Origin of the sequence: Halalkalibacter sp. AB-rgal2, from assembly GCF_041821005.1 — a bacterium.
Lineage (GTDB): Bacteria > Bacillota > Bacilli > Bacillales > Bacillaceae_D > Halalkalibacter.
Window position 1 is genome coordinate 132,321 of record NZ_JBGUAV010000007.1, and the last position, 25,708, is coordinate 158,028.

9 protein-coding genes and 2 pseudogenes are annotated in these 25,708 nt (G+C 38.1%); 8 read left to right on the forward strand and 3 right to left on the reverse strand.

What is annotated here, in order from left to right:
- Positions 1-63: 63 nt before the first annotated feature.
- Positions 64-1,689 carry an MFS transporter gene (locus ACERJO_RS08185; RefSeq protein WP_373647162.1) on the reverse strand — a complete coding sequence of 542 codons (1,626 nt, stop codon included), beginning with the start codon at positions 1,687-1,689 and terminating at the stop codon, positions 64-66.
- 472 nt (positions 1,690-2,161) lie between these two features.
- On the opposite strand from ACERJO_RS08185, the pseudogene ACERJO_RS21070 reads away from it, so the two are divergent.
- The 4 genes and pseudogenes from ACERJO_RS21070 to ACERJO_RS08205 all read left to right on the forward strand — a co-directional run.
- A pseudogene (locus tag ACERJO_RS21070) lies at positions 2,162-2,611 on the forward strand (DUF4277 domain-containing protein); the annotation flags it as partial.
- A 30-nt stretch (positions 2,612-2,641) separates the two neighbouring features.
- Positions 2,642-3,052, forward strand: a pseudogene (locus ACERJO_RS08195) (TetR/AcrR family transcriptional regulator); the annotation flags it as partial.
- Between the two features lie 692 nt (positions 3,053-3,744).
- Positions 3,745-4,209 (forward strand): MarR family winged helix-turn-helix transcriptional regulator, encoded by a 465-nt coding sequence (locus tag ACERJO_RS08200; RefSeq protein ID WP_247104538.1) that lies wholly within the window; start codon positions 3,745-3,747, stop codon positions 4,207-4,209.
- A 69-nt stretch (positions 4,210-4,278) separates the two neighbouring features.
- Positions 4,279-4,830, forward strand: a complete 552-nt coding sequence (locus tag ACERJO_RS08205; RefSeq protein WP_247104540.1) for a DUF2703 domain-containing protein — start codon at positions 4,279-4,281, stop codon at positions 4,828-4,830.
- A gap of 207 nt (positions 4,831-5,037) precedes the next feature.
- Here ACERJO_RS08205 and ACERJO_RS08210 read toward each other — a convergent pair whose 3' ends face one another.
- Together ACERJO_RS08210 and rpsN are read right to left on the reverse strand one after the other, a co-directional pair.
- Positions 5,038-6,066 (reverse strand): GTP-binding protein, encoded by a 1,029-nt coding sequence (locus ACERJO_RS08210; RefSeq protein WP_373647163.1) that lies wholly within the window; start codon positions 6,064-6,066, stop codon positions 5,038-5,040.
- 33 nt (positions 6,067-6,099) lie between these two features.
- Positions 6,100-6,369, reverse strand: a complete 270-nt coding sequence (gene rpsN / locus ACERJO_RS08215) for a 30S ribosomal protein S14 (RefSeq protein ID WP_247104544.1) — start codon at positions 6,367-6,369, stop codon at positions 6,100-6,102.
- A gap of 965 nt (positions 6,370-7,334) precedes the next feature.
- On the opposite strand from rpsN, the gene ACERJO_RS08220 reads away from it, so the two are divergent.
- The 4 genes from ACERJO_RS08220 to ACERJO_RS08235 all read left to right on the forward strand — a co-directional run bounded on the left by ACERJO_RS08220 (position 7,335) and on the right by ACERJO_RS08235 (position 25,671).
- Positions 7,335-9,032, forward strand: coding sequence for an RICIN domain-containing protein (locus ACERJO_RS08220; RefSeq protein ID WP_373647164.1), 1,698 nt, complete (start codon positions 7,335-7,337; stop codon positions 9,030-9,032).
- Positions 9,033-9,366: 334 nt separating this feature from the next.
- Positions 9,367-15,336 (forward strand): amino acid adenylation domain-containing protein, encoded by a 5,970-nt coding sequence (locus ACERJO_RS08225; RefSeq protein WP_373647165.1) that lies wholly within the window; start codon positions 9,367-9,369, stop codon positions 15,334-15,336.
- Positions 15,337-15,352: 16 nt separating this feature from the next.
- Entirely contained in the window at positions 15,353-16,516 is a 1,164-nt protein-coding gene (locus ACERJO_RS08230; protein WP_373647166.1) for an MFS transporter, read from the forward strand.
- Between the two features lie 17 nt (positions 16,517-16,533).
- Entirely contained in the window at positions 16,534-25,671 is a 9,138-nt protein-coding gene (locus tag ACERJO_RS08235; protein ID WP_373647167.1) for an SDR family NAD(P)-dependent oxidoreductase, read from the forward strand.
- Positions 25,672-25,708 lie beyond the last annotated feature (37 nt).

Here is a 25,708-nt window from a genome sequence, read left to right on the forward strand (position 1 = left end):
TGCTCTGGTTAAGCGGCATTTCCACAAAACTTATCACACCTAACCGCTTTGTTTTAAAGTGTATCACGAGCGTTCACCTTCAGCAAGGGAAGAGCTATGCTTATCTGGTTCGATATGAGCCTCTCCGCTAGGTCGTACATGCCGGAGCAGAACCACGGCGAAAAGCGCGGCCACAATCCCAATAACTGCACTGATGCTGACAGAAGTGTTAAACCCTATCGTAAATGCCTCACGAGCGGTCTCAAGCAACTCCATGCTGAGCCCGGAAGGTAACTGCTCGGCTACAGCAATAGCGCTGCCCAGATTATCACGGATGGCTTCAGCCGCCTCAACTGGGACACCGGCAGGTATGCTATCGCTCATTTGATTACGATACACAGCAGTACCAACACTACCTAAGACCGCGATACCTAGCGCCATACCGAATTCCATGCAAGTCTGAGATATCGCCGACGCAGAGCCAGCCTTCTTAGGAGGAACTGATCCGATAACCAGGTCAGTGCCCAACACCATCGTCGGGCTAACGCCGAAGAAGGCAATGACAAAGCCAATAATCAGCAGGGACACCCCGGAAGTTTGGTCAACCTGTGTGAGTAGCAGGAAACCGCCTGCTGAAATCATCAAGCCCAGCCCGACGATGTATCCCGGGGGTATCCGCCGTGCGATAAGCGGAGACAAGAGAGAACCAATGATCATCGCAGCAGCCGAAGGCACCATCCACAGTCCAGCCAACCACGATGATAGTCCTTCAACCATTTGCAAATACTGTGCGAAAAACATCGTATTGCCGCCCACAGTGATTAGGACGAACAGCATGGTCCCGAGAGCGATACTAAAGGAACGATAAGCGAATAAACGCAGATCAAGCAATGGGTTGGTCAATCTACGCTGTCTGAGTCCAAACAGAAGGCTAAAGACTAGACCAGCCACCATAGACAGGACGGGGAGTATCTCAAGGCCGTCCTTGGCCAGTTCCTTAATACCGTAGATGATCGGAAGGATGGCGACCAACGATAAAGCAACACTTGCCAGGTCCAGCCGTCCTGCCTTGGGGTCTCGGTATTCGGGAAGTAATATGGGTCCGGTCACAAGCAGTAATAGCATCACCGGCACACCCAATAGAAACACCGAGCCCCACCAGAAGTACTCTAATAACACTCCACCGACCACTGGGCCGATAGCTACACCGCTCAAAAAGCATGTCATCCACACGCTTACAGCAACCGCGCGCTGTTGAGGATTCCGGAACATATTGCTAATCAGGGCCAACGTGGAGGGCATTAAAGTCGCTCCGGCAATTCCGAGCAGTGCACGGGTCACGATCAACATCTCTGGGTTAATGGAGTATGCGGCTGCTACAGAGGCAATACTGAACACACCTGCACCGATCAGCAACAGCTTCCTGCGGCCAATCCGATCTCCCAGTGTACCCATTGTGATCAGAAAACCAGCGATCATGAATCCGTAGATGTCCATAATCCACAACAATTGAGCGGCAGTAGGTTGCAGGTCTGCCGCCAAGTGAGGAGCAGCCAGGAAAAGGACACTTAAATCGAGGGAGAGCAACAGTGTAGGCAAAGCAAGCACGGCAAGCCCTATCCATTCCCGCTTCCCAGCTCGAAGAGGCACGTCGGTTGCAATAGCAGAGTTCTTTTCAGTATTACTTTGATTATTTCCTGAGTTGTTCATTATCTCATCCTTTCGATGTTCTATTAACAAAGCTTGCTCCCTAACAGGAAACAATACAAAACAGTTTTGTATCGATACACCTAAAACAATACAATACAGTACTGTATTGAGTTAAGAATTACTTTTTTATTCCAATAGTTCTCACATCCTTTCGATGTTCTATTAACAAAGCTTGCTCCCTAACAGGAAACAATACAAAACAGTTTTGTATCGATACACCTGAACAATACAATACAGTATTGTATTTTGTCAAGAATTACTTTTTTATTCCAATAGTTCTCACATCGAAGTTAAGACAAACAAGGAATGTTGGCTATACCCCTGGTATTGCTCAATCTCAATAATATCTCCTAATTTTAAAACTCACATTCCGCACCCCTATGACTCTGAAAATGGCGAATTATGGTGTATGATAGAGTCATAGAAACGAGTTGGGAGCGGATGAAGGGATGAAATCGAACACGTGCATGAAATGGGCTACTTGCCGTTGGTCAGTGGAATCATGAATCAACTGGGGTTGCGTAGGAAAATCGATCAACTCGTCCCGGTTGACTCGCAATGTCAGACCACAGTGGGAGACGCAGTCCAGTTGCTGGTACTGGACATCCTGAGTGGACGCAATGCTTTAGTCCATGTCGACAAATGGGCGGAGCATCTGGATATGGAGACCCTCGTTCGTCATGGACTGCAAGCGGCCTGGTTTAACGATGATGCGCTGGGACGCCATCTGGATCGGTTGCACGCAACCGACATTCATGCGGTGTATTCAGCGTTCCAACTGCATGTGTATCAACATGAAGGGATTCCGATGGGTGTGTTCCACGGCGATACAACAAGCATGTCGGTCTACGGCGCCTACATGAAACCGAGCGAATCGCTGCAAATCGTTGAAGGGTACAGTCGCGATCGGCCCGGCGCAGAGGCGGATATCGCCGTTAATAATCATTCCTATTCTTATTTCGAGCGTTTTCAGAAAATTTTTGAACACTCTTTGAGGTGCGTGATCTATGTCACGGATTTGCTCTTACAAGATCTCAAGGAATCCTATCCGCATTTATTTGATAATCTTTTGGCTGCTCAGCATACTCGCAATAAGAATTTAGAGATTTTCTTTAAAGAAGGTATGAAGGAAGGTTATTTTAACAAGATTAATCCAGCACTTTTTATGATTCAAGATGATGCAGTACTGAGACGGATTATCGATCCGATGTTTTCAATTCAGTATGATCTTACTTTGAAACAAGCACTATTGGATTTTTATAAATTGAAAAAGTTCCAAGTGATTAAGCCAGAATATATAGATCTTATCGATGATCATGTCGCAGAAGACGAAATCGTGCGAATTCTACAAACTATTTCATGATGAGAATATGTTACCGTGAACGTCTGCGTTTTTGTAGAAGGTAAATGTATACTCATGGCGTATGTTGGTGTTTGGTATTGGATTTTATAATTTTGCTTGGTTTTTTCAGGTGCATATTTGGCTCACACAGGGAGAGCGGTTCGAGCCCCTTTGCTCCATAAATATATAGAACTTATGACGGCGCAGTTTCTATTTAAGTGAGTAGCTGAGTCGTTTTTTACTTTGGTCATATTTATTCACTAAGTCTCGTAAGGATAAACGAAATTCTAGGTATCTTATAATGGTGATGAATCACTAGTGTTGCATTAATTAATTTGATTATTATAAATACTCTAAATGTTCAATGATTTCATATTTGCAAAGAAAAAGTCCTTTTATAGTGGATTTGGACGGGTTACCACTTGACTAATCCATGCACTTCATAATGTATCGGTTGCGGAGCATCTGATGAATAAATAGCAGCTAACTTTTTGAAGTAAAAAGAGTTTCTTTTTTCGGCAATAATGTTACTGATGAAAACATTGAAATAAAGGCAATCCCAATCGTAAGCCTATTGTTAATAATTACATTGAGTTATATGGAAATGGTATAAACGAAAAATCAATTTTAGGCGAGTTATACATTGACATCCAGTCGATAAAGATGTATTATTTGACTTAGTCAACTATATGATGAAATTTGGTGATCAGATAATGAATGTTCAAAATCAATCAAAAGAGCTTACTGAGCTTCTATACTCAATTAGTGATCGGTTCCATACACGTGAGCAAGAACAGCTATGTTGTTATGATATTTCAGCTTCCGAATGCCGGACACTAAGTTATCTTAAACGCGATTCTGAACGTACAATAACGATGAACGAACTTGCAAAACAATTAAACATAACTCGTGGCGGAGCAACACGTGTAATCGATAAACTGATTGATAAAGGATACGTGTTACGTAAAACACATCCCGGAGATGGACGCGCATGTTGTATTGTGTTATCGCCACAGGGGTCAGAATTGATTGATCGTATAGAAGTAGAGGTAGCGCTAAGGAATGAAAATATTCTAAAGAAACTTGATCCTGCAATGTGCCAGGTCGTGATTGCTTCATTACAGGCATTAAATAGTGCAATGCAGCAGGTTCAACTCGAGGAAGGAGGGGATGAATGATTAGCATATCTTAAAATTTTTTTATGTATATAGTTGACTTGATCAATTATTATTCGAGGGGGGTTTGACATGAATGGACAAAACAAGATTGAATGTGGATGTTCCACATCTTCAACAACAGCTTCTAGTATTGATAAACGTAGAATTACTGTAGACTTTTTAGAGCTCGATATGACGCGTGTTGGAGCATCGAGCTGCAGTACTTGCACAAGCGTAGAAGAGCAGGTGAGTCAAGTTCTCGAAGAGGTGAAACCGATTTTGGAAAAGGTGGATACGATAATCGAGTTTAAGAAAACACTCGTTCAAAGTTTAGAACAGGCTAAGGCATTACACTTTAAAGCATCGCCTACTATAAGGATTGCTGAAACGGAAATAATCCCAACAAAGGGTGATGTCCTTGGCTTAGAAGATAGATATTGGGAGTGGCAAGGAAATGATCATCCAACTCCACCATCTGGTTTAATTATCGATGCGTTATTACGAGCCTATGTGGGGGATAAGAACGTTCCAGAATTGGCAACTGAAGTTTTTCAGGTGTCTAACTCCCTAAAAGCATATTTTGCTAAACAATCTACCGATGAATTGTCTACTGAAAAAGCTAATGATTGTGGTTGCCCATAAGAGTGAAACTTTTATATAGGAGATCATGTACGTGGCAGATTCAGATGCTTTGGACAACAGAATAGTTTCATACAATTAAACATGATCGTCATGGTTGGTTGAAAGTGTCTTACTTTCAACCGACCTTAAAATCATTGTAGGCGCTTCAGTAAAAAAATACTAATGATAGTGTCTATAAAGGAGGAAACAATTTATCTCTTCTAAAGTTTAGTACGCTAATTTTCTTTGACTACTTATTTGCAAACAGTTATTCAACATGTCTTCAATCTCATCATTGTTCAATTCAGAACCGATGAATAAGAATTCAGTTAAGATGTCATCTGATTTGTCAGGATCAACGTCTATCGTGTCCACTAGGATCGAGGTTCCGACTTGAGAAATGGTATGTTGTTCGTGTGTAGATGGATTATAGCATTTTCCTTTCATGCGAAACACCTCATTAGGCAGTAATTTGAAAAAGTTCTCTAATCGTGTAAAGTCAATAGGGAAAACGCTCTGATAAACAAATGTGTCAATCCCATGTTGTCCAATCATGTCTAAGTTTCTCCTCGATAAAAAGAGTTTAATTTGATCACTATACAACTGATCAGTTGTTTTAATAGGAATGAGAGACTCTAGATTCATGTCCCAGTTCGTGATCTCGTTAAACCTCCTTATAGCGACATTCGGTTGCAAGTTTTGTATGAACGAAGTTAATTCAGCCAAGCGCTCAGCTGAAATTTGGTCTGCGTTCGTTAAATAAATGGTTCCTGCATGCTCAAGCTGCTGAATAAGTGTCTCGCCAAACGTATATTCCAGAGAAAGTGCAGCGTCCATTTCATTCGGTTGAATGCTGTATTCTGAAAAAAATGTATTCCAAAATTCCCTAGTGTTTAATACATGAATATGGGAATGATGAATGTGCCTTAAAGATGCTAGGCTTCCGATAAGAACATCAAGATTTGCAATTGGATACAAATCTAAAATGATTTCTTCGACATGTTCTCTAAAAAGCTCCTCTTCTAGTACAGGAATTAGATTGGCTGTCTTATTTACTTCTATATGGTGTATAGCTTCAGTCATAAAAAGTGAAAGAGAAAAGGGGTCTTCATCTGAATGGCAAACGAGCTCAACATCCGTAGGACGATAGAGAACCACTTTAATAGTTGATTCTTTTCCTAGCATTTTTTTTATGAACTCGCTTTTATCTCTTAAAGAAAAGCCTGTTATGACGGTGAGAGTTTTTTGTTTTTCCAAACTGCACACATCCCTATCCTGTTCTCAAGCATTTTACCAGCTCGATTTCTTTACTCCTGGAATTTGCCCTTTGTGAGCAAGTTCTCTAAAAGCAATCCTTGATAGTCTAAATTTACGAAGAACGCTTCGAGGTCTACCTGTCATCTCACATCTTCTAGTCAAACGGCTAGGTGCTGAATCTCGCGGGAGCTTACTAAGTGCTATATAATCCCCTTTCTCTTTTAGTTCTTTCCTTTTTTCTGCATAACGAGCAACAAGTTCTTCTCTTTTCTTTTCCTTTGCAATTTTCGATTTTTTTGCCATAATGTAGCCACTCTCCTATGATAATCAAAATCATTACGATTTATATGATAAATGATTACAAGTGTAAAGTAAAGTTTTAATAATAAGAAAGTTAAAAATTCCATTATTCACTAAAAGAAACTAATAATGATAAAATAAGGATAATTATCGTTTGAGGACAGTATATTTGAATATTTAGATTATCCATTGATTGAAAATCTACATGTTTATAAAGCGAAGGATCTCACAAAAGATATTAAAATTTAACACTTTCTAAATCAGACTTCTGTATTACCTGATAATTTCCGTCCATTTCTCGAGAAGTTCTTAGTGGTTCAAATTATAGCTTAACGCCAGAGGAGGCTATCTTGGGCGAAAAAACAAGAAAAATCGCACTTCCCACCAAGTGAGCGATGAGATATGGTGTTGGAATTGATTATGGTTACGGATTTTTAAAGATGGAAAGGTTATGCAAATTACTTAAGGAGCATAACTAGCCTCTTTCATTTATTGATCAGGAAATGAATCTCCAATGAAAAATTATCAAATAGTGTCTCCCCTTAGCAGCAAAAGCTAGATTTTGTCCGGTTATAGACAAATAATTGAGCAGGTTGTTCCACATTTTTTCCAGTGGTAAGCTTTAATTGAAAATGCAAACGAAGAGAGTTCTGCTGAATTTTGACAAGTTTTATGAGCTAATTGCCCCCGAAACCTACCATTGAGTCCAAGCGCATCTTGTTAACTACGCTAATGATTATCCTTTATTACTATTCTCTTAACAAGTCAAGTCAGAAATAGAGCTATGGAAACCCGCTACAATAAGATGAAAACGGTTTAATAGACAACTTTCTCTGTCATGAAGATCATTGGCAATTATTGAAGTATGTTTACTATCACGTGATTGCTAAAAATTGAACGAAAAAGAATTTCATTACGTGCGATCAGGAATTGACAATAAATATTATATAATAAGGGAGATGGTTTTTATGAAGGAAGTAGGAAGAGTGCTTAAATTGTTGCTAGTCGTCATGTTCGTGATACCGGTTTTGCTGAGTGGTCATTCGGCAGAGGCATGGACAGGGATGCCGATGGACAAGCTTCAGGTAAGTGGCAATCAGCTTGTGAACAGTAGTGGACAAACAGTTTTGCTGAATGGATGGCATCAACCATCTGGCTCTTATTGGACATATCAAGGTAGTGACTACTATTTGAATCGGAATGGTGGTAATCGACATGCGGCAAATTTGGAGTATTTGAAGGATATTAGTGATACTTTTACTGATACTTCACCAAAGTATGGAAACGATCATGGCTGGTATATGAATCAGATCCGCTTATTCATTGATCGCGAAGATATGGGGGATGTCGCTGCTGGGACATACAATTTTGCCGGCTTGCAGGAAGTAACTCAAAATGTCATCATTCCTTATGTTGAATATGCGAAAACTAAAGGTCTGTATGTTACGCTCGGATTGGATTTCACTTTATTTAATGATCAAGCGACGACGCAATCGAATCTAGACAAGTTCAATGAAATTTGGGGTTACCTAGCATCTAGACCTGAATTAAGAAGTGCGGATCATGTTATGTTTGAAATTGTGAATGAACCAGTTCTATCTTATGCGAATGGGAAGTGGGGCGGACATCCATCTGACCCTGATTTTGTCGATCATTGGAATGCACTAAGAGATTTCCAGAATTCGATTATCGCGACGATTCGGAATCAAGGAGCGGATAACGTCATCTGGGCTGCTGGACTTGGTTGGGATCAATATTATCAATTGTGTGCTTCGCATCCGTTGACTGATCCATTGAATAATACAGGATATGCTGTTCATTGGTATCCTGGATATGGTGCTAATGATGATTACGCTACCTTACAGCAACAATGGGATACGAACATTAAGCCTTGTGCTGATCATTACCCAATTAATATAACGGAAACGACTTGGTATAAATGGCAACCAGGCGATCCGGAGTATTGGCACTTGTTCGATGGGACGAATGAAGGCTTCGGAAAAAATACGAAGGGTATTTTTACTGACGCAGGAAATGTCAGCATCGCTGTTCATATGAATGGTTTCTTAATAGAGCCTGGTTTACGTAGTACGTTTGCCGATCCGACTGCTGATTTGAAGTACGACGGTGATCCTGCACGGGACGCGATGGCACGGTTTATTTTTGAGTGGTATTATGAACGCGCACAGCTCTATCCGTGGAATGGTGTTTGGAATGGTATCCACAATGGTGCGACCTATAAGTTGCAAAATCGTGCTTCTGGAAAGATGATTGATGTACCAGGTGGTCAAAATAACAATGGACTTCAGCTTCAGCAGTGGACAGACAACAATGCGACAGCACAGCAATGGGTCGTAGATGATATGGGGTCATATAATAATATTTACAGGTTGGCAAGTGTAAGCTCATCAGACAACAAGGTGATGGATGTTCGAAATGGGTCGAGCCAAAATGGTGAGGCTATTCAATTGATGAGTAATTTTGGAAATAGTGCGCAACAGTTCAGGTTAATTAGGCGGAGTAATGGTTATTGGAGTATTCTTAATGTAAACAGTAACAAAGCAGTCGAGGTTGCTGGCTCATCATCGGCCGATGGTGCTCAATTGCAGCAAAATATGTACCGTGGAGACTTACATCAACAATGGGATTTAATTAGAATCAATTAATGAAGAGTTAAAAGATAAAAGGGTTCCTATGAGGGAAGAAATAACCTTATAGGAACTTTTTTTATATTTTACATGTTACTAAAAGAATTAATGGTGTCCTGAGCATTTGCTGAAGATGATGTCAATATAACGAACAAGCTTTGCTAGTTGGAATCTCCGCCTATGACTGTTAAGCAATAGTAGAAAGCCAAAAATAAAAAATTCTATAAAAACCTAAAATTAACATAAAATTAAAAGAAACTAAATTTTAGTATAACAATTGAGGAGTAATATTGAGGTTGTACAAAAAATAACAATCTGTTTTCAATTAGTTGTATGTTAAGGAGGGAGATAAATGATCAAAGAACTGTCTGAAAAACAAATGAAAATCTATGAAGTCATTTCAAAAGTGACTGGTTATCAAATAGATGACTTAGAAGAAGATTTTTATCTAGAGGGTGATTTAGGGTTAGATTCGATTAAAATGATCACGCTTGTAAATGAGCTTATGAAGCTAATCCCCGCATCTCAGTATGAAATGTTTGTTAAAAAGTACCCATTTGAAGTAATTATGCGGTTAGAAACCCTTGCTGAGCTTAGTGATTTATTCAATGTATCTTTAGTGGAAGAGAACAATACCCCTAAGATGAATCCTCAACATTCCTCAAATACAACTTACGTATATCAAATGATCTCAGACATTACAGGCTATACGATTCAAGATATGGAAAAAGGCTTATATTTAGAAGCAGATTTAGGTTTAGATTCAATAAAAATGATTACGCTTATGAACGAGCTAATGAAAAAAATACCTCCAGAAAAAATGGCGGAGTTTCAAGAGCAATTCCCTATGGAACGACTGATGACCTTTGAAACGGTTGAAGATATTTGCTTATTATTGGATCAAGTTGATGGCTTTGAAAATGGTCAAACAGGTTTAGCGAATACAAATCGAATTCAGGGCACAAATAGTGGGGGATTTTCAAATGGAACGTTAGAGATGGCTGATGCTCAATATACATTTTTAATTTCTTATCAGGCCGTTTCTACTCTTTCAATTACTACCGGAGTTAGACTTACAGGATATATAAATGAAGATCACCTTTGGAAAGCGTGGAACAAATTAATTGAATATCACCCTATTCTTCGAGCTGTTTTTAGTAAACCACAACATGCTAATAGCTTTAAAGATTTTCAACTTCGTCTACTAGACCATGTGAAACCTCCAAAAATCATACAAGAAGATCTCACACATATGACTCCAAATGCACAACAACAATTTATGAATGAATGTTTTAAGGAATCATTAAATAAAAAATGTAATATATTTGAGTGGCCACTTCATCGGGTACGATTATTTCGGTTAGCTGAAACTACTTTTCAAATTATCATTGAAAACGTTCATTTAATATCGGATGGATTAGGAAATCAAATATTTATCCGAGATTTACTAACTTTTTATGATTCTATAGTATCAGGAAAAACGATAGAAAGACCACCTCTTACTACAATAGAATATAACGACATCATATCCAAATTAAATCAATGGTCAGATGAAAGTGAACAGCGTCATTTAAAGAAGTATCTACGAGAACAAGGTCGACAAAAGTATCTATTTCAATTACCTGAATATAAGAAGGAGCATTCAGAAGACAACGAAGCATTTATAACAACAGCGATACAAAAAAGAGTTCTTAATGCATCAACAGTCAATCGTCTTATGGAAGTGGCAAAACAGCAACGAGTTTCTTTATTTGTATTATTACTAACAGCTTACTTAGAAGTGATAAAAGCTTACGATGAAAAAAGCGAGCAGGTTATACTGAATATTCCAACATCTGGAAAGGTTTATCCTCATGTGGATGCCTCACCTCTTTTGGGAACCTTTGCTCAAAACCTAGCCTTAACTTTTAAATTAAGAGGTAAGGACGAGAGTTTAGAGGATATGGTTCAACGTATTCAACGAGAAATGATTGGTCATCTTGCTTCAGGTATGGATCGAGCGCAAAATCATCAAGCGGCACTTATGGCGAAGGATCAAATTCAATTAATAAATGGTGAGATGTCAACGACAACAAAAGGGTTTGTTCAATCTTCATTAAAATCAAACCTTTATTTATCGTATGTAGGAGAGGTTCAATTAGATAAACAGTACGGTGAATGCCACGTATATGATTATGAATCATATACGTGTACAAACCCTGGAACTATTGATTTACTCGTGGAATGCTTCCATGGGCAAATGATTTTCACCGCAAACTATGACCAATATTCTTTTGATGCAGATTTCATTACGAAGCATCTTAATAAACTAGAGGAAATGGTAGAGACAGTTACATATTTAGAGCAGCTTGAAGAAGTGAAAGAGCTCTCATCCATTGAATATGTACCTAATATTAGAGAAAAAGTAGCTAACGTGATGAAGGAAGTCTGCGGTATCCATGTTAATGATGGCATGGTTAATAAAGATTTAGATGCAGAGCTAGGCTTAGATTCTTTAGAACGTATTCGGCTTGTAGCTAAGCTAGAAAAGCTATTTAGTAATGTGGACAGACAATCGTTATTTGAGTGTAGAACGGTATCAGAATTTATCGGGCAAATAAATAAGATGAACAAAGACATTTCAGTAGCAGGTGAAATGTTGATTCATGAACAAATAAAAAAGCAAAGCGAAAGGACACCAAATGCTATAGCAATATCACATAGAACAGAACAAGTAACATACAAAGAGTTGCATGAACGATCGAATCAATTAGCACATTATTTACGGTCGTTAGGTGTGCGAAAAGGTTCACATATTGGTGTCTTTGTTTATCCCGGAACAGCGATGATAGTTGGCATGCTTGCCGTTATGAAAGCAGGAGCCACTTATATTCCTATTGATCCAACGTATCCCGATAAGCGAATAGAGTATATTGTAACCCATTCGGAAGTTCAGACGATTATTTGTGATCAAGAAACTCTTCTTCAAGCAAATAATATATATGTAAACTGTGGAACGGTTCAAACTATTTTGTCATTAGATGACATTGAAATGGATATGAAAAGAGAACATTCTCTCATTTCAAAAGCAGATTGGATAACAGAGGAGAAATCAGACTTAGAGTTATCATACTCAGCTGATGATGTCATGGTTATTTTATATACATCTGGATCTACAGGTAATCCTAAGGGGGTTATGCTTTCACAGCGTGGGTTTATGAATCGACTGAGCTGGCATCAAAAGCAATTTCAATTACAAGAGGGAGACCGAGTTGCTCAGAAAACATCATGTTGTTTTGATATCTCAGTTTGGGAGTTGTTTTGGCCACTTATGTATGGTGGAACCGTATGTCCAGTTGAAAATAGTATTGTTAAAAATCCTTGGGCGTTAGCAAAATGGATTGAAGTGAATCGAATAAACTATTTACATTTTGTTCCCTCGTTATTTGGTGAATTTTTATACGCATTGGAAAATGAACCTTATCAATTTAGCCATTTAAAATGGCTATTATTCAGTGGCGAAGCTTTGACAATGGCGTTAATACGAAAGTGGATGTATCAGCATGGGACGAAAGTGAATTTAGCAAATCTTTATGGGCCTACTGAAGCATCGATTGATGTTACTTGTTATGTAATCAATCGCCTTTCTGAAGAAAGTGACGAAAATATTGTTCCAATTGGTCATGCAATTGATAATGTTTCTATTAAGCTATTAGATGAGCAAATGAGAGAGGTCAAAAAAGGAGAGACCGGTCACCTGTGGATAGGTGGGTCCCAACTGGCAAAAGGATACTATAAGGATAGAAAAAAAACAGAGGAATCCTTTTACAAAAATCCATTTCCTGACGTGAATAGTGAGTATATATATAAAACAGGCGATTTGGCAAGAGAGAGGGAGGACGGATGCTTAGAATTTCATGGCAGAATTGATTCACAAATAAAACTTCGTGGTTTTAGAATTGAATTGGGAGAAATAGAAGCTGTTTTAGTGAAGCAAGAAGGTGTCGTTGAAGCAGCAGTCGTTGTTCAAGATACGAATATTCAGCCTAAATTAGTTGCGTGTATAGTCGGTAACAGAGATCATCAAGAACTTCTAAAAAATCTAAGGAATCAATTGCCAAGCTATATGATTCCTCATCGAATTGAGACATTTATACGCTTGCCCAAAAACTTAAATGGAAAGATAGATCGAAAGGTATTACTTGATCAATTAGCAAGTGATACCAAGGGGAAGATAACTTATACGTATCCACTTGCTCCAGCTCAAAAGTGGCTTACAACTTATTATGAGTATCCTTATAGCTGGACAGGCTATACGCAATTCATTTATAAACAGCCATTACAGCTAGAAATGTTTAATCAGTCTTTAACGATTATTGCAAATCGATATGAGGTTTTGCGTTGCTTTTTACAACTAGAAGGAAATGTTTGGAGGCAACATATAATCCCTTCAGTCGAAAAAATAGAAGCTGAATGGTATGATACGAGATTTATACAAGATGATGAACGTGCGCACTTTCAGCAGAAGCTAATTGATCAAACGATTGAGCGTTTAAATGCTGAACAGTGGCCTTTATGGAAAGTCTTGGTATTGAAAATAGACGAGGATAGATATTCCATTGCAGTAGTCGGTCATCACCTTATCTCTGATGTGGTGACAAATCATCTACTGTTTAAGGAGATATGGAGTGTCTATAGGCTTCTTTTGGAGGAAAAAGAGGTTAAACTACAGCCAAATCATAGTTATACACAATTTATTCAGGATATTGAGGAAAAGAAAAATCGATATAAATCTAATTATGTTTCCTATTGGAATGGACAGTTAATGGATTTTAATCGATTAAAAATGCCTTTGGACTTCCAAAAAGGAGAAAATATCGAAGAGTCAGCTCAATTGGAGAGCTTTATATTATCGAAGCAGCAAACGTCTATTCTTCGAAATAATGTTAAAAAAGACTTTCAAACAAACCTTTATCCAATTGTACTTGCGCCTTTATATAAGCTCATTCGTTATGAAACAAATCAAGACAATATTATGATTAGTCATCGTGTTCATGGAAGAGATCTAGGAGATAACAAGCGATATATAGAGGTTCCTGGTAATTTTTCAGTGAACTACCCTTTAGGTATTCTGATGAATGAGAAGGAGGGTTGGCTCGAGCTCGTTCGACGTATTCAACATAAAATGGATGAAGTGCCTCTTAAAGGGGTAAGTTATGACTTAATTTCTGACCAAATACCTAATCACTTGTATCCTGATAACAAACTAACTGATATAAGAGTCAATTATTTAGGAAACAGAGATTTGCCACAGCTTGATTTGTTTGAGTTTTCTAAAGAGCATGTTGACCGCCGTTATTCAAATGGAGGTCAAAAACGTGCAGCGGTGTTTGAGTTTTTCCTGTCGGTCGTTGATGGACAATTCACCCTGGACATAGAGTATTCTAATAACCTTTTTCAACGTTCAACAGTTAAGCGTTTAGGAAATCAATATATGCGTTACTTAGAGGAATTAATTCATTCGGCTTCAATTAACAAACAACCGAGTGAAAAGCAATCGTTACCATATGTAAAAAGAACCGCTAGTCATAAAGTAGCTCTAATTACAGGTGGGAGTCGTGGAATCGGTAGAGCAATTGGATTAACGATGGCACGTGAAGGTATTGATGTAGCATTAATGTCTAGGTCTGTCGCAACATTAGGAGAAGCAACCGAAGAATTTAGAAGTGTAGGAGTTGAACCATTAATTTTATCGGCGGATATTAGCCAGATGTCTAATGTGGAAGAGGCTGTGAATTTTGTTCTGGAACGTTATGGGCAGATTGATATTTTGGTAAATAATGCTGGAATCACAAAAGTAGGTGCTATTCATGAAATGACACCTGATGAGTGGAGAAGAATTATTGAGGTAAATCTTATTGGAACATACAATGTGTGCTATCAGGTGATCCCACATTTTCTAGAAAAGAGTGAAGGCAAGATTATTAATATTGGCTCAGACTCTTCTCTTATCGGATACCCTTTGATGAGTGCTTATGCGGCATCAAAGCATGCCATTCTCGGGCTGACACGATCGCTATCGGAGGAGCTAAAGGTTCATAACATTCAAGTTAATGCTGTTTGCCCAGCGTTTGTAGATACTGAGATGACACCGTCTTCTTTTAGAAAAGCAGCAATACCAACTGATCAGATAGCTGATGTAGTAGCCTTTTTAGCATCAGATAAAGCAGATTGTATAACGGGAGAGGAAATAAAAGTATATGGACAGCAAGACATGTATTGGTTTGGCTCAAAGCAAGTGCCAGTGCTAAAAGGAGTATTGAATTCATCAAATATGCCTTAATAAGGGGAGCGGAATAATGAATCAATTTACAAAGCTTTTTGGAGACCGTAAATGGGTGATCTATCATATTGCGCTTCTAGTTGGATTTGCGATGGGGACGATTGTCCCTATCGCAACGACATATATGACCCAGCTTCAGACGAGTAGTGTTTGGATTGGGGTCATTTCCTCTTCCTTCTTCCTTACAATGGCGCTAGGCTCGATTTATTTAGTTCGAACGATAAATGGGAAAGATGTTTCAATTATTATTATTTTGGGTCTTGTTACGACTGCTATATGTTCAATGATTTTTCCTTTTGTTCAATCAACTATAACTTGGCTTGTTTTAATGTCTTTAATGGGAATGGGTATCAGCTTTAATTTAGTTGGTGTACAAACAGCAATGCATTCACTTACGCAATCTGATTCAAAGGCTTTAGTTAGTGGTGTTTATTCGTTATTTTTTGCTTGTGGATTTGTTATTAGTGCGATCAGCGGGCCGATTATTTATGATTGGAATAATTGGATGCCATTTTTTATCGCATCTTTCGCTCTGTTTGTCACTTCATGGTTTATATATTTAAAGCTTAAGGGAGCCATAATTGTTCCTCATAATCAAAAGCGAAATGTGTTTACGCGTGTTAAATTACCTTTATATGGCGCATTTGTGTATGGCTTTATTGAAACGACCGTCATCGCACTTTATCCGATGTATTTACTCATGCGCGGTATTGAAATCACGATGATTGGTTTTGCATTTGGAATTTTTGTGTTCGGTGGAGTTATTGGAACAATACCGGTTACGTATTTGGCGGATCGAATAGGACGTGAAAAGTGCTATGGGCTAACAGTTGCTATTTCTGTTTTATCCATAATCGGTATTATGACGTTCACAAGCTTTACTGGTATCCTTATTTTTTCCTTTATTACAGGCTTTGCAGTTGGACCTTTGTATGCTCTTTCCTTAGCTTTAACCGTTCAAGATTTAAAGAATGATGAGCTTTCATCGGGTACAGCCCTGTTTACATTTACGTATGGTATCGGCTCAGCAGCGGGGCCGATCTTATCTGCAATAGCCATTCAGTTATTTGGTGTTAATCATTTGTTTACGATAAGTCTACTATTTTTTCTATTACTATTTATTCAACTTACACTAACCCAATTAACCATAAAGAAGAAAACAGAGCAAATAACAGGGTGAAAAAGGAGAGTTTAATGATGGGTGAATCTATTTCAATTGGAAAGAAGATGACGAAAAAGTATACAAAGCTTCACAATCTTGCTGATATTTTAATACGTGCTGCTGAGGATTCAGAGAACGGTATCACGTATATTTTGAATGATGAATCGGAAGTATTTATTTCTTATAAAGAGCTACTTGAACGCGCACGTAGACGTTTAGGAGGACTTCAAAGTCAAGGAATTAAGCCTGGTGAGTATGTCCTAATTGTGCTTGAAGACAATCTTGAATTTGTGATTACATTTTGGGCTTGTGTATTAGGAGGAATAATCGCTGCGCCTTTAGCCTATCCAAGTTCATTAAAAGTGCAAAATACTTCATTGGAAAAGCTAGAAACGATATGGGGGCTTCTTAAGAAGCCAGCTGTTATTTCTGATAATAAATTAGTAGAAGGACAGCAAAATCAACTATTTAGTTATACTGATTTGAATATAATCAACTCACAAAACCTTGACGATGAACGAGAAGGAATTATTTCGTTAAGTCAAGCGGATTCCCCAGCATTTATTCAATTTAGTTCAGGTAGTACTAGTACCCCAAAAGGAGTCGTGCTGACTCACAACAATCTTCTTGCTAACATTGATTCTATTATAAGCTCAGCTAAGTTTACTATTGAAGATCGTTCCTTGAGCTGGATGCCTTACCATCATGACATGGGGTTAATTGGATTTCATTTTTCAATGATGGCTGTTCAAATTAATCAATTTAATATGACGCCGCTCAAATTTGTCAAGAAACCATTTTTATGGTTGGACCTCGTTACAAAACACAAAATTACATTAACCGGATCACCGAACTTTGGTTACCGTCTATTTCTAGATCGTGTAAAAGAAAAGCAGCTACAGCAACTTGATCTATCCTCATTACGTTTGATTTTTAATGGGGCAGAGCCGATTTCGGTTTCGATTCTTAATCACTTTGTAGAGAAGTTAGTACCATATGGATTGAATGAAAATGTTATGTACCCTGTCTATGGGATGGCAGAAGCGTGTGTGGCGGTTAGCTTTCCACCGTGTGGAACTGAACCAACGATTCGCTATGTTAATCGTGAAAAATTAGCAAATGAGCAAATAGTTGAAACAGTTAATAAAGCAAACAAGCAAGCGATGGCATTGGCTGATGAAGGCTTTCCGATTGATGGTATGAGTATCCGAATTGTTGATGATGAAGGTTATGTTGTTGATGAAGGCGTGATCGGAGAAATACAAATTGTAGGACCGAATGTTACTTCAGGATACATTAATAACGAAGAAGCGAATGCAAAAGCTTTTCAAGAAGGCTGGTTAAAGACCGGAGATACAGGATTTTTATTAAATGGTCGTTTAACAGTTGTTGGTCGTATTAAGGACATCATTTTCTTAAACGGCCAAAATTTCTATGCACATGACATAGAGGCGAAGGTTGAGGAAGTAAAAGGTGTAAAAGAAGGGAAAATGGCAGTATGTGGCTGGCATGATGAAAAAGAAGGTAAGGACCGAATCGCATTGTTTACTTCTCAGCGTGTGAAAGCAGAAAGAAGCAACGTTTTTTATTCAGCTATTTTACGTCATGTTAATGAAACAATTGGAATTCCAATTGATTATGTAGTGACAATTAAATCAATTCCTAAGACGACAAGTGGAAAAGTTAGACGATTTGAGCTTATAGAACGTTTTAAAAATGACGAATTCAAAAACGAAACAATTGCGGCAGAAGATGTTGTAGGAGTTGTCCAGGAAGTAACGAATAAACAAATGAATCATGTTTCAAGAGGAATGTACATTCCTCTAGTTCGTAAGGTGTGGGCTGAAATTCTTCAAGTTCCTAATCATTCCATACCTTTAGATCAATCTTTTCTCACATTAGGTGGAACGTCAATTAAAGCGATCCAAGTACTAGCAGCATTAGAGGAAGAATTACAAGTAACCTTGTCTCATGATCTGTTAATTCAATGTCGCACTGTTCAGGAAATGGATGATTACTTATTCAGGCATTTGCAGGAGAAGCGATTTCAAACGAAGAGAGTAGATGAAGATGCAAGGGTAACTTCGCAAAGTCATGAACTTCATCAAGATATTGCTGTTATCGCTATGTCGTGCCGTTTTCCTGATGCTGATACGCCTGAACAATTTTGGGAAAACCTCTTAAATAAAAAAATAAGTATACGAGATATACCAAGGGATCGTTTTAATATCGATGAACTTTATAGTGAATTGAAACAGCAGGGAAAATCCTATTGTAAAAAAGGAGCCTTTATACAAAATCCATACCATTTTGATGCTGAGCTTTTCTCTATTTCTGATGAGGAAGCTAAGGTAATGGATCCTCAGCAAAGAATAATGCTTGAGCTAGTTTTTGAACTATTGGAGCGTGGAGGCTATACGAAGCAAAAAGTAAGCGGTCAGAAAATAGGTTTGTTTATAGGTGCTGGTGTCAATACATATTATGAATATCATTTAAATAAGTTAAATTTACTGAAATTGAAACAGTTCTCAAGTTTTGCTTCATTAGATTCAAAACAACAGGAACAACTAGTAACAGAATGGAAGCAAATATTTGGTGAGACAAGTGATCATCCTAATCTATTAGTCGATAATATTTTAAATATGGTCGCTTCTCGGGTATCACAGGAGTTTAATTTTAAAGGACCAAGTATGGTTATTGATACAGCTTGCTCCTCTTCACTCATTTCACTGCATATGGCATGTGAGTCAATTAGAAAAGGGGAAAGTGAAGCAGCCATTGCAGGTGGAATTAATTTATTGTTAACACCGACTCCTTATCTATTATTCAGTCAAGCAGGAGCTTTGTCTGAAACAGGGGAAGTGAAGGTGTTTGATCGCGATGCAGATGGGTTTGTTCCAGGTGAAGGAGCAGGATTAGTCATGCTTAAGCCTCTCGAACAAGCAATGGCAGATGGTGATGAGATTGCTGGAGTTATTAAAGCAAGTGCTATTAATAATGATGGTCACTCTATAGGCGTTATGTCACCGAATCCAGATGGACAAAAACAAGTCGTTGAATCATTGTATGTTAAGCATCAAATTGACCCGAGTAGTATTCAATATATGGAGTCACATGGAACAGGTACTAAGATCGGTGATCCTAGTGAGGTAAGGGCGTTAGGCTCTGCTTTTAAAAGCTGGAATGTTCGCCAAAATTCGATCGCATTAGGATCTGTTAAGTCTAACATTGGACACCTACTAGCTGCTGCTGGCATAGCTAGCTTTATGAAAGTGCTATTGTCATTAAAGAATAAAACAATGGTTCAAAATGTGAATGTTCAAAGTGTAAATCCTTTGCTTAAGTTAGATGAAACCCCATTTACATTGTTAGAAAAAGAATCTGAATGGGAGGTGGAGAACGGAACCATTCGTAGAGCTGCTATTAATTCGTTTGGATTCGGTGGAACTAATTGTCATCTATTAGTAGAAGAAGCTCCAGAAAAGGTTCGAGAAGAAACTGAACACCACCAGTCTCCTGCATATGTCATCGGTTTAGCTGCCAATTCTGCTCCTTCGTTAACAAAAAAGAGTGAGAATTTAGCTCAGTCCCTTCACAGATTTAAAGAAGCTGATTTAAAGAATATTAGTTATACCGAAAATGTGACTAGAAATCCATTTCCATATCGTAAAAGCTTTGTCGTTTCTTCCTTAAATGAATTACAAGAAAAGCTGCTAGTAAAAGACGAAGTAAGAAAGGTAAAAAGACGTAAAATTGCGATCATGTTTACTGGACAAGGCTCTCAATATGTGAATATGGCTAAAAAGATATACAATCATATTCCAGCATTTAGAAGATATGTAGAAGAATGCACCAAACTGTTTTTGCCTTACTTAAATGAGGATATCTCACGTTTAATTTACGGGGAAGAAGCAAACGATGTATTACTTGCTAGAACGGATGTGACACAACCAGTCGTTTTTACGATTGACTACGCTATAGGGAAGCTATTACTTGATTTGGGAGTAGAGCCTGAATGTATGCTTGGACATAGTGTCGGTGAATGGGTTGCAGCATGTTTAGCTGATGCGGTATCACTTGAAGATGCGATACGTTTAGTAGCTATCCGTGGGAAGTTGATGAATGAACTTTCATTGCCTGGTGCTATGCTTGCGGTTTTCGCTAAGAGTGAACAAGTAGAAAGTTGGTTAGAGTCATTTTCAGGTGACGTATGGATTGCTGGCTACAATGTGACTCACCAAGCAGTTTCAGGAAAGAAAGAGGATATTGAAAAGTTTTCAAGCTATTTAAATGAAAAGGGAATTCCTCATAAAAGATTAAGCGTTTCACAAGCTTTTCACACGACATTAATGGAACCGATGTTAGAACAATTTAGAAAGGAGTTAGAAAAAACTACCTTTTCAACACCGAAATATTCGATCATTTCAAATGTAAGAGCAGAATTTATTGATAGACCATTAGATGCTGATTACTGGCTAGAGCATATATTAGCAGCCGTGAAGTTTGAACAAAGCATTCACTATGCCTTTGATCATGGAATGGATGTTTTTCTTGAAGCAGGTCCTGAAAAAGTACTAACAGGAATGGTAAAAGGGCTTCAAAAAACTCAAGAGAATCATGTATTTCCTACCTTAAGTCGTAAAGAAGATGAATGGATATTATTTCTAAATACGATCGGCAAATTATATGAATTAGGTGTAACCATTCATTGGGGTGCTTTATATGAAGAGAGTACTGTAAAAAAATTAGATCTTCCATTGTATCCATTTGAACGTAAAATCTATGCACCTGATTTTGGTACTAGTGGAAATGGTCATTTCGGATTTCATCGTGAGCATTATCACGAATGGAGTTGGAAAGTTACAGAACAACGGACCTTGAGACCATTACAACCTGGAGCCATTGTCATATTTGCAGATGATCTGAAGAATGCAAAGAGCTTAAGTGAAAAATTCGATCATGATGCCCATTCTCTCTATTTTGTAACAGGGAATTCTGAGTACAAAAATAATGAGAAGAATGTGTTTGTCATTGATCCTACAAACCAAAATGATTATCAAAATATCATGAAAGAAATTAATAAAGAAATTGTAGCTATTATTCATTATTGGAACTATGAACAAGGCGCTAAAAGAATAGATGATATGGAAATTCAAATAAGAGCTGACTCAAAATGTGCTACAAGTTTAGTGCGTTTAGCTAAAGAAATGCATGAAAACCGTCATGAAATTAAATATATGATCATTACGAATCAAGCCTTTGTTGTATTAGATCATGACCAGATCGAAAATCCAATTCAATCGATTTCAACGATGTTCGGTCAAGTATTGGCTCAAGAAAACCCTCATATTACGACGACCATTTTAGACGTAAAGGAAGCTGATGACATAACAGACCATCAATTGATGGAAATAATCGTAGAGGAACTAAATCATGAAGAACCGGAAGAGTCGATTGTTGCATTTCGTCAAGGAGAGCGTTATGTTCGTCAGTTGGTTCAAAGTGAACGAGATCATTTACAATCGATTAAGGTTGAAGATGGTGATACGTTCCTTATTACAGGAGGATTAGGAACGGTAGGGGTGGAAATTGCATCGTTATTGGCTGAACAAGCGAAAGTAAATCTCATATTAACTGGAAGAACAGAACTAAAAACGGTTAATGAGCAAAAGCAGCAGTGGATTAATCGTTTAAAGCAATTAGGAGCGAATGTCTCTTATTATGAAGTCGATGTCTCTCATATGGAGCAAATGAAGAAAGTGATACAGGATAGTAAACAGAATTATGGTGCTCTTCATGGAGTCATTCATGCTGCAGGAGTCATTGAAGGACATCAAGCTACTAATTTATTAGAAAAGGATATTGAAACTATTGAAAGAGTCTTAAGACCTAAAGTAGATGGTACGATCGTTTTAGACCAAATAACGAGAGAGGAGCCTTTAAAGTTTTTTGTTTTAATTTCGTCAGTGTCGGCTTCGAAAAAAAGATGGGCTGCCGGCTTAAGCGATTACGCAGCGGCTAACTACTTCCTCGATCAATATAGCTATTTTAGAAGGACACAGAATGCACCTGGACGGTCACTTTCGATTAATTACTCATTATGGGAAGAAAGTACGATGGCAGCTGCTTTTGGTTCGGTGGCTTCAACAGCTGTAGAGAAACAAGGAATAAAGGTCCTGTCAAAAGAAAATGGTCGAAATGCCTTTATGAATGCACTAGGCTCTTTCCAATCATCTGTGATCCATGTGTTTGAAGAACAATTGACCGCTAATAGGGTGGAAAGTCAGACACGGCTTTTACATCCAATGAATGAAGGAGAATTACGATCAATTATCTATCAGCTTATATCAACCATTAGCTCTCTTCCAGTTGAGCAAATTGATACGAGTGCGAATTTTGAAGAGTTAGGTATTGATTCGATTAATGCCGTTAAATTTGTCGAAACATTAAACAACAACTTACAGCTTGAACTAAATCCAACATTATTATTTGAATATCAAACTCCTCAACAGTTTATACAATATCTTCATCAATCGTTTGTGAAACGAAATGAACCTGTTAAGGAAAAGCTACTTGTCACGGAAAGAGAAAAGAATATTGAACAAGACAAAGATATCGCTATTATCGGTATAGGCTTAAGAGTTCCTGGAGCGAACAATCCTGATCAATATTGGGATCTACTTATTCATGGTCGAAATATGATTCGTCCAGTTCCAGAGGATCGTTGGAACATGAAAGAGCAGGGACATAACCGTCGAGACCTTCTGCATGGAAGCTATGCAAGTGAAGGAGGATTTATTGATCATCCATATGACTTTGATCCATTTTTCTTTGGGATGTCACCAAATGAAGCCGAAGTGACAGACCCTCAGCAAAGGATATTTTTAGAAATAGCTTGGGAAGCGCTCCAAAGCGCTGGATATGGTAATAGACATCGGACGAATAAAATAGGTGTTTTTGTTGGTTGTGAACAGAATACGTATATGGAACATTTTATTGGGTATCGATCTTACATGGTGTGGAAAGAAAAATTTCTTCAAAGTGAAGTTTATCATTCATTGAGTAGAAAAGAGAAAGAAGAACTTATTAAAATGATGATTGATGTATTAAAGCCAGGAGAACTGGTTCCAGATGCAGTAGCTGGTAACGGGTTAAATGAAGTTGCTTCTCGTGTAAGTCATTCCCTAAATTTAACGGGTCCTAGTATGGTTGTGAACACGGCTTGTTCATCATCATTAGTCGCCTTACATCATGCATGCGAAAGCTTGCGAACAGGGCAAGCTGAAATGGCCATTGCGGGAGGAATTAATTTGAATCTGTCGCCTACTCCTTTTGCGAGCTTAAGTAGGGTCACTGCCTTATCATCTACTGGTCAGTGTCGTCCATTTGATTCTGAAGCAGATGGAATGGTGCTTTCTGAGGGGGGGAGTGCAGTATTGTTAAAACCACTTAAAAAAGCGAAAGAGGATAATGATTATATTTATTGTGTTGTTAAAGGTTCTGCTTTAAATAATGATGGACGCTCGAAAGGGATAACTGCACCAAGGCCTCAAGGTCAGGCTGAAGCGATAAGAGATGCATATGAGAAAAGTGGAGTAAATCCTGAGACACTATCCTATGTTGAAGCTCATGGTACTGCTACACCGCTTGGTGATCCGATTGAAATTGAAGGGTTGACTCAGGCCTTTCGGACTTTTACAAATGAAACACAATTTTGTGGTATTGGATCGGTAAAGGGAGCAATTGGTCATATGCTAGCAGCTTCAGGTATGACGAGTTTAATCAAAGTTGCCTTATCACTTAAGCATAAAACGGTGCCACATACGATCAATTATGAGAAACCCAATCCGAATGTAGTATTTTCATCAACTCCTTTCTATGTCGTTGATAAAGAACCAATAAAATTAGTTAATAAGGGTGAGACCCTTCTGAGAGCTGGGGTTAATGCATTTGGATTTGGTGGAACGAATGCTCACGTGATACTAGAAGAGGCGAATAAATTGGAATCTAATGTCTATAAATTTGGTGAGCAAGAAGAAGTTGAGCATCAAAAGCAACTTTTACAGATAAGTGGTCGTAACGAACATGTTGTGAAGCGAATAGCTCAGGATCTTAAGACTGTTTTAAAAAAGAAGGAGAAGTACTCATTAGGAAATATTTGCTACTCGATGAATATGGGGCAGAAGGAAATGAATTATAAAGTAGCAATGGTAGTGAGTTCAAAGAATGACCTTTTTACTTTACTTACAAAACTTGAGTCTGGACAACGCTCTGATGCTATTTTACAAGGGAAATCAAGTCCTTATAAAGAAACATTCGTACACCTTTATTTAAATGACTCAATATGGATAGAGAAAAAAGATATTGAAACTATTTCGACTAGATTCTCTAAATTCGGAATGGCGTATCGATATTGTATGGATCGTATAATCGAATATACAGAAGAAGCTGAAGCTAAAGAGCTAAGGGGGAAATTAGAGCGATTTGCCATTCAATATGCTTATGGTGAAATGCTGAAAAGCTTTAGCTTAAACCCTAAATCGATTATTTGCGAAGGTACAGGAATTTGGGCAGGGGCAGTATTAGCAGGTTACGTATCGATCACAGATTTAATCGAGCAGCTAGTGGAGTCTAAAGAAATGAAACCATCGAAAACAAATACGAATCAAGACATTCCATGGGATTGTTTACTAGTTACTCCTTCAGGAATTAAGACTAAAGAAAATAATGATGAATGGATTCAAGGACTCACTCTAGAGCTAGAAACTCCATTGAAAAAGGAGTTTCTACATCAAATTCTTTCTGAGCGTGATTTACTACTCGAATGTGGGAATCTAAGAGTGCAAAGTAGTGAATCAATTTCAGCTTATTTTCAAGAAGTGGTGACATCGAATGGAAACACGAGTCCTATTGAGTCTATTTTACAAGTAATGGGGCAGCTTTTTGTAGCAGGAGTTTCTTATAATCCAGGACGAGTTTTTCAACACGATGAAAGGAAAGTACCACTTCCAACGTATCCGTTTGAGCGAAGAAAGTATAAAGTAACGTATAAGGAAAGGGATGAGTTTTTTAATCAACAAGAAGAAATGAAGCCTGTTAATGAAGCTAGTGATTTAGAAAGCTTGACTAAAGATTTAAACGTATTTCAGGGCTTTTACACAAGGAAAGAATAGATAGAGTACTGAAAGAAACAACAAAGGTTAAGGGGAT